This is a genomic window from Kitasatospora sp. NPDC088742, assembly GCF_055584905.1.
Genome location: NZ_JBVJLD010000004.1, coordinates 250,572 through 257,655, shown reverse-complemented (window position 1 = coordinate 257,655; position 7,084 = coordinate 250,572). Strand labels below are relative to the sequence as shown.

General features: G+C 73.8%; 6 protein-coding genes. 2 read left to right on the top strand and 4 right to left on the bottom strand.

Features of this window, described 5'->3' with window-relative positions:
- Window positions 1-546 precede the first annotated feature (546 nt).
- A complete protein-coding gene (locus tag ACZ6ZR_RS06725) occupies window positions 547-1,266 on the top strand; it encodes an SDR family NAD(P)-dependent oxidoreductase (protein WP_465640052.1) in 720 nt (239 codons plus the stop codon).
- A 61-nt stretch (window positions 1,267-1,327) separates the two neighbouring features.
- On the opposite strand, the gene ACZ6ZR_RS06720 is transcribed toward ACZ6ZR_RS06725, so the two are convergent.
- The 3 genes from ACZ6ZR_RS06720 to ACZ6ZR_RS06710 form a co-directional block, all read right to left on the bottom strand.
- On the bottom strand, window positions 1,328-3,598 hold the full coding sequence (locus tag ACZ6ZR_RS06720) for a heavy metal translocating P-type ATPase (RefSeq protein ID WP_465640050.1): 2,271 nt from the start codon (window positions 3,596-3,598) through the stop codon (window positions 1,328-1,330).
- Window positions 3,599-3,663: 65 nt separating this feature from the next.
- Complete coding sequence (locus ACZ6ZR_RS06715; RefSeq protein WP_465640048.1) at window positions 3,664-3,882, bottom strand: heavy-metal-associated domain-containing protein; 219 nt, start codon at window positions 3,880-3,882, stop codon at window positions 3,664-3,666.
- Between the two features lie 259 nt (window positions 3,883-4,141).
- Window positions 4,142-5,056 carry a PrsW family intramembrane metalloprotease gene (locus ACZ6ZR_RS06710; RefSeq protein ID WP_465640046.1) on the bottom strand — a complete coding sequence of 305 codons (915 nt, stop codon included), beginning with the start codon at window positions 5,054-5,056 and terminating at the stop codon, window positions 4,142-4,144.
- Between the two features lie 145 nt (window positions 5,057-5,201).
- On the opposite strand from ACZ6ZR_RS06710, the gene ACZ6ZR_RS06705 reads away from it, so the two are divergent.
- The gene (locus ACZ6ZR_RS06705; RefSeq protein ID WP_465640045.1) at window positions 5,202-6,386 is read left to right on the top strand and encodes a PP2C family protein-serine/threonine phosphatase; all 1,185 of its coding nucleotides are present in this window, start codon (window positions 5,202-5,204) and stop codon (window positions 6,384-6,386) included.
- Between the two features lie 117 nt (window positions 6,387-6,503).
- Here ACZ6ZR_RS06705 and dhaL read toward each other — a convergent pair whose 3' ends face one another.
- Entirely contained in the window at window positions 6,504-7,079 is a 576-nt protein-coding gene (dhaL, locus tag ACZ6ZR_RS06700) for a dihydroxyacetone kinase subunit DhaL (RefSeq protein ID WP_465640043.1), read from the bottom strand.
- Between the last annotated feature and the right edge of the window lie 5 nt (window positions 7,080-7,084).

The following is a 7,084-nucleotide window of genomic DNA, read 5'->3' as shown; positions in this document are numbered from 1 at the left end:
AGGTCCGGGTCGCCACCGCCGAGGGCCTCGGCACCATCGCCTCCCCGGTCGCCGTGCCCCCCCCCACCCCCCCCCCCCCCCCCCCCCCCCCCCCGGGCCCGCCCCCCCCCCCCCCGCCCCCCCCCCCCCTCCCGCGTTCCCGCGGCGCACGACGCCCGGGGGCGGTCCTGGTGACCCGGAACGGCCGCTCAAAGCGTTCCGAAGCCTGTTACCGCTCCCCGGCGTCGTGCGCGAGGCCGCCGAAACGGTTCGGCAGCCGTACCGGGGCCCGCCGGAGCCCCGTCCCGACGGCCGGAGCCGTCGTACTACAAAGGTAAGACGTGTCTGGGGTCGCAAAGTTACGGGGAGGGGGTGTGAGTTGGCTCTCTCCACGCTCCGTGCATGACCGGCTGCATGGCCGGTACACGGCACATACCACACCATCTCAGACGGGCAACGTCACCCTCCCCACAGTCGCCGCAACCGAGCGTGATAGGAATCGACCCATTCCGGGACGGACCGCCGCGCCCTCAGCTGCGGTGGCCGGAGCAGGGAGGGAGTGCGCAGATGGCCAGGAACGTCGTCGTCACCGGCGGTGGCACCGGCATCGGGTACGAGGTGGCCCGCCGCTTCGCCGAGGCGGGCGAGCGGGTGGTGATCGTCGGCCGCCGCCGGGAGGTCCTGGAGAGAGCCGCCTCCGACCTCGGCCCGAACGTCTCCCCGCTGGTCTGCGACCTGGCCGACCCGGACGCGGTGGAGGTCGCGCTGGACTCGCTGCCCGCCCAGGTGGACGTGCTGGTGAACAACGCCGGCAGCCGGGAGACCGTGATCGGCGGCGGCCCGCACGCCCTGCTGGCCCGCTGGCGCGGGGACTTCGAGCGGAACGTGCTCACCGTGGTGCTGCTCACCGAGTCGCTCCGCGACCGGCTGACCCAGGGCAGCGGGCGGGTGGTGACGGTCAGTTCGATCGCCGCCCTACGCGGGGCCGGCTCGTACGGGGCCGCGAAGGCCTCCCTGCACGCCTGGAACCACTTCCTGGCCGCCCAACTCGGCACCTCCGGCATCACGGCCAACATCGTGGCACCGGGCACCGTCTCGGGCACTGAGTTCTTCGGCCCCCGGCTGGACGAGGCGGAGGTCTCCCGCCGGGCGGCCCGCACCCTGCTGGGGCGGATCGGCGAGTCCGGCGAGGTCGCGGCGGCGGTCTACTTCCTGGCCTCGCGGGAGGCGGGCTTCATCACCGGCGAGATCCTGCACTGCAACGGCGGGGAGCTGCTCGGCCGCTGAGACGCCGTCAGGGCCCGGGACGGTTGTCCGTCCCGGGCCCTGACGCTGTGTCGGCTCCCGGTCAGCGGGCCGCGTCGAAGCGGCGCAGACGCAGGCTGTTGGTGACCACGAAGACCGAGGAGAAGGCCATGGTGGCCCCGGCGACCACCGGGTTGAGCAGTCCGGCGGCGGCGAGCGGGATGGCGGCGACGTTGTAGGCGAAGGCCCAGAAGAGGTTGCCCTTGATGGTGGCCAGGGTCCGGCGGGAGAGCCGGATGGCGTCGGCCGCCGAGCGCAGGTCGCCCCGGACCAGGGTCAGGTCACCCGCCTCGATGGCGGCGTCGGTGCCGGTGCCCATGGCCAGGCCGAGGTCGGCCTGGGCGAGGGCGGCGGCGTCGTTGACCCCGTCGCCGACCATGGCGACCGAGCGGCCCTCGGCCTGGAGCGCGCGGACGGCGGCGACCTTGTCCTCCGGGAGGACCTCGGCGATCACGTCGGCCGCGTCGATGCCGACCTCGGCCGCGACGGCCTTGGCGGCGGCGGCGTTGTCCCCGGTGAGCAGCACGGGCCGCAGCCCGAGGGCGCGCAGCCGGGTGACGGCCTCGGCGCTGGTGGGCTTGACGGCGTCGGCGACCACCAGGACGGCGCGGGCCTGGCCGTCCCAGCCGACCGCGATGGCGGTGCGCCCGGCCTGCTCGGCGGCGGTCTTGGCATCGGCCAGGGCGGGTGGCAGGTGCTGGGCCCAGTCGGCGAGCAGGGCCTCCCGGCCGGCGATCACGGCGTGGCCCTCGACGACACCCTGGACGCCGCGGCCGGGGATGTTCTCGAAGCCCTCGACCGGAGGCAGGGTGCCCAGGCGGTCGGTGGCGGCGGCCGCGACGGCGGCGGCGATGGGGTGCTCGGAGGCGTGCTCCAGGGCTCCGGCCAGCCGCAGCGCGTCCTCCTCCGACACGCCGTCAGCGGTGTGGACGGCGAGCAGGGTCATCTTTCCGGTGGTGACGGTGCCGGTCTTGTCCAGGACGATGGTGTCGACCTTGCGGGTGGTCTCCAGCACCTCGGGGCCCTTGATCAGGATGCCGAGCTGGGCGCCCCGGCCGGTGCCGACCATCAGGGCGGTCGGGGTGGCCAGGCCGAGGGCGCAGGGGCAGGCGATGATCAGCACGGCGACCGCGGCGGTGAAGGCCTCGGTGGGGCTGTCGCTGACGAGCAGCCAGGTGACCATGGTGGCCAGGGCGAGCACGATGACCACGGGCACGAAGACGGCGGAGATCCGGTCGGCCAGGCGCTGGGCGGCGGCCTTGCCGTTCTGCGCGTCCTCCACCAGCTTGGCCATCCGGGCGAGTTGGGTGTCGGCACCGACCCGGGTGGCCTCGACCACCAGGCGGCCGCCGGCGTTGACTGTGGCTCCGGTGACGGTGTCGCCGACGCCGACCTCGACGGGCACCGACTCGCCGGTGAGCATCGAGGCGTCGACGGCGGAGGTGCCCTCGACCACGGTGCCGTCGGTGGCGATCTTCTCGCCGGGGCGGACCACGAACCGCATGCCGACGGTCAGTCGACCCACCGGCAGCCGGACCTCGCGGCCGTCCTGGAGCACCGCGACCTCCTTGGCGCCGAGGTCGAGCAGCGCGTGCAGGGCGGCGCCGGCGCGGCGCTTGGAGCGGGCCTCCAGCCAGCGGCCGAGCAGGATCAGGACGGTGACCCCGGCGGCGGTCTCCAGGTAGAGGGTCGAGGCGGCGTCGGCGCCGCCGACCGCGAGGGAGAACTCGTGCCGCATGCCGGGCATCCCGGCGTGGCCCCAGAACAGTGCCCAGACCGACCAGCCGAAGGCGGCCAGGGTGCCGAGCGAGACCAGGGTGTCCATGGTCGCGGCGCCGTGCTTGAGGTTGGTCCAGGCGGCCTTGTGGAAGGGCCAGCCGCCGTGGAAGACCACCGGGCCGGTGAGGGCGAAGGCGAGCCACTGCCAGTTGTCGAACTGCAGCGCCGGGATCATGGACAGCAGGACCACCGGGACGGTCAGCAGGGTGCTGACCACCAGCCGGTCACGGAGCGGATCGGCGGCCTTGGCGGGCTCGCCGGGGGACGCGGGGGCTTCGGTGGCCGGCGGGGCGGGCAGCTCGGCGGTGTAGCCGGTGCGCTCCACGGTCGCGATCAGGTCGGCGACGCTCACCTCGGGGCCGAAGTCGACCCGGGCCTTCTCGGTGGCGTAGTTGACGATGGCCTGGACGCCGTCCATCCGGTTGAGCTTCTTCTCGACCCGGGCCGCGCAGGAGGCGCAGGTCATCCCGCCGATGGCGAGTTCCACCCGGTCGTTGACGGCGTCGGGCTCTATGCCCGGTGCGGTGGTGCTCATCGCTGGCTGCTCTCCTCGGGTCGTGCCCCGGGGGCCGGCGGGCGGCCCCCGGAGGGGGTGGGGGCTCAGGCGGTGCGGCCGACCAGCTCGTACCCGGCCTCGTCCACGGCGGCGCGCAGCTGCTCCTCGTCGACCGGGGCGTCCGAGGAGACCGTGACGGTGCCGGCCTTGGCGTCGGCCAGGACCTGGAGGACGCCGGGCAGGGCCGAGACCTCCTCGTGGACGGACTTCTCGCAGTGGCCGCAGGTCATGCCGGAGACGGAGTAGGTGACGGTGCTGGACATGGGTGCCTCCCGATGGGCTTCCGCAGGATTCCGTGCCCCGCTGCCCGGGGCTCGACTCTGATAACACCATACCCCCAGGGGGTATTCCCCGCATCGGGCGGCGATCTGCGGACGGTGTTGCGGTCGTCACGTTCGCCAGCCGAGAGTAACCGCGTGGCGACTCTCGGTGTGCGACCGTCCGTACGGCCGCGCCCCGGGGACGCCGAACGGGCGGCACCCGGAGTATCCCGGAGCCGCCCGTGGACGGGTGCGCGCTGTGTCAGGTGGCCGGGGCCGCCTCGGCCCTGTCCTGCCGGACCAGGGAGCGGAGCCAGGCCAGGCCGCCGAGTGAGATCAGGATCAGCCCGAGGGTGTCGTAGAGGGTGTAGAGGTGCACCTGCTGCTCGGTCGGGGTGGGCATGTAGCCGAGCTCGAACAGCGAGCGCTGGAAGTCGCTGGTGGTGGTGCGGGCGACCAGCCAGACCGCGATGCCGCTCATGCTGTCCCAGAGCGCGTGCAGCAGGGAGACGCCGAGGTAGGTGGCGAGCACCGGCCCGTTGAGCCGGAAGTGCGTGCCGCGCCGCTCGCGGAACAGCACGCCGCCCATGATCCCGGTCCACAGGATGTGGCCGACCGGGGCCAGGATGCCGCGCAGGATCTCGGTCTCCACCAGGTCCTTGAGCGAGAGGCCCTGGATGGTGAGCACCGCGTTGAAGGCGTAGCCGGCGCTCTCGAAGGCCGCGAAGCCGGCGCCCACCGTGGCGCCCAGGACCAGGCCGTGGCGCAGTCCGGCGACCGGGATCCGGCGGGCGACCAGGATCAGGGCGCCGAGCTTCACGCCCTCTTCGATCAGGCCCACGCCGAGGTACATCCAGACCGAGGGGGAGAGCAGGTACGTCTCCAGCACCGAGGCGCCCAGCACGCCGATGATCCCGCCGACGCCGAAGCAGGCGGCGATCCGCTCCAGGCCGACGTCGTCCGCGAAGCGCTCGTACGCCCAGACCACGAAGGTGGCCGGGACCAGGAAGCTGCCGAGCAGGACGATGGTCGGCACCAGGTTGCTGTTGTCGGTGAAGAAGGTGACCACGACCGTGGCGACCCAGAGCGCCAGGCCGGTCAGGAAGAGCTTCAGCCAGTAGGTCGGTTTCGGCCTCGGCGGGGCGGTCGTCTGCGTGGTGCGGACCTGGTCGGACATCGGCGAGGACCCTTCCCTCGGTGGACGGGGCGAGTGGGGTGATGGGGCGTCACGTCGTCCGTACGGTATGACAAAAGGGTCATTTCGGGCCGGATTGCCCCCGGGACGCGCGGGCCTTGGTCGATTTCTCCGCTATGTTCGGTATGTGTCCCGGTTTGCCCGCGCTCAGTCGCCCACGGTGCCCAAGGCCGCAGGGCTGTCACCCGCCCGGCGTGAGCGGGCCCTGCTCGCCACCGACCTCCAGGACCTCTCCCGGCGGCGCCGGGCCACGCCCGCGCTGAGCGCCCTGCTGCTGGTGGTGGTGGCCGACCTGGCCACCGGCCGGGACAGCTACCTCGCCCCGCTGATGGTCGTGGTCCCCTCGATGGCCGCACTCACCCTGCGGCCGCTGGAACTGCTGGTGGTCTGCCTGCTGGGCTTCCTGGCGCTGATCGGCCTCGGCCACTACGACCAGGTGGCCAACCTGAACAACGGTCAGTTCCTGTTCGGCGCGGTGGTCAGCTACGTGGTGCTCTCGCTGTTCAGCGCCTGGGTGGCCGGGATCAGGATGCGGCGGGCGGCCGCCTTCGCCGCCGTCTCCTCGGTGGCCGAGGCCGCCCAGCGCGCCCTGCTGCGCCCGCCCGGGCCGGTGGTCGGGCCGCTGCGGCTCGCGGTGCGGTACGCCTCGGCGGCGGACTCCGCCCGGATCGGCGGCGACCTCTACTCGGTGCTGGAGACCCCGAACGGGACCAGGGTGCTGGTGGGGGACGTCCGGGGGAAGGGGCTGGGCGCGGTGCAGACGGCGGCGGTGGTGCTCGGCGCGTTCCGCGAGGCCGCCTACGACGAGAGCGGGCTGACGGGGGTGGCGGCCCGGGTCGAGGTCAGCGTGGACCGGCACGTCCCGGACGGGGAGTTCACCACCGCCCTGTTCGCGGAGTTCCGGCGGCCGGGGGTGGTCGAGCTGGTGCACTACGGGCACGTGCCGCCGATCGTGGTCTCCCGGGACGGGACCGTGACGGTGCTGGAGGCCGACGATCCGTGGGTGCCGCTCGGGCTGGGGGCGATGGCGGCGGGGGTGCCGACGAGCATGGAGGCGGCGTTCGGCAAGGGGGACGTGCTGGTGCTCTGCACGGACGGGGTGGTGGAGGCGCGGAGGAAGGGGGCGCCGGCGGGGGTGGTGGAGTTCTATCCGTTGGCGGAGCGGGTGGGGCCGTTGGTGCGGGACGCTGCGCGCTCGGCGGCGGAGCTGGAGACGGCGGTGGGGCGGGTGTACGCGGACCTGCTGGCGCACACGGGCGGGGAGCTGGGGGACGACGCGCTGCTGCTGCTGATCAGCAGGACCGACGGCTGAGGTAGGTACGGGCTGGGCTGGGGAACGGCAGCATGTGCAACTGGCTGACGGAGCCTCAGTTGCAGGTGAGCCGCTTTCCGACTCGCGCCCCTGCGGGGCGCAGCCGGGTGCGGCAGCTCAGGCCACGTCGGCGAGGGCGCGGAGGAGGAGGGCGGTGGAGGTGGCGCCCGGGTCCTGGTGGCCGGTGCTGCGGGGGCCGAGGTAGGAGGCGCGGCCCTTGCGGGCCTGGAGCGGGGTGGTGGCGGTGGCGCCCTGTTCGGCGGCGGTGGCGGCCTCGGCGTAGGAGCCGGTGCGGCGGTAGGCGGCGACGGCGGGGGCCCAGGCGTCGACCATGGTCTTGTCGCCGGGGGCGGCGCCGCCGAGCTGCCGGACGGCGGCGAGCGCGGCGTCGAGGGCGTCGGCGAAGGGGGAGCCGGCCGTGAGGGCGCCGCCCATCGCGCGGAAGGCCTTGCCGTACAGGGGGCCGGAGGCGCCGCCGACCTTGGAGATCAGGGTGGTGCCGGCCTTGGTGAGGACGGCTCCGGGGGAGTCCAGGCCCTCGACGGCGGGGAGCACGGCGGCGAAGCCGCGCCGGAGGTTGGTGCCGTGGTCACCGTCGCCGATGGCGGTGTCGAGGTCGGTGAGCTCCTGCTGGTGCTTCTCGACGGTGGCTGCGGCGGCGTGCAGCCAGGCGAGGGCGAGTGTGGTGTCCACGGGGT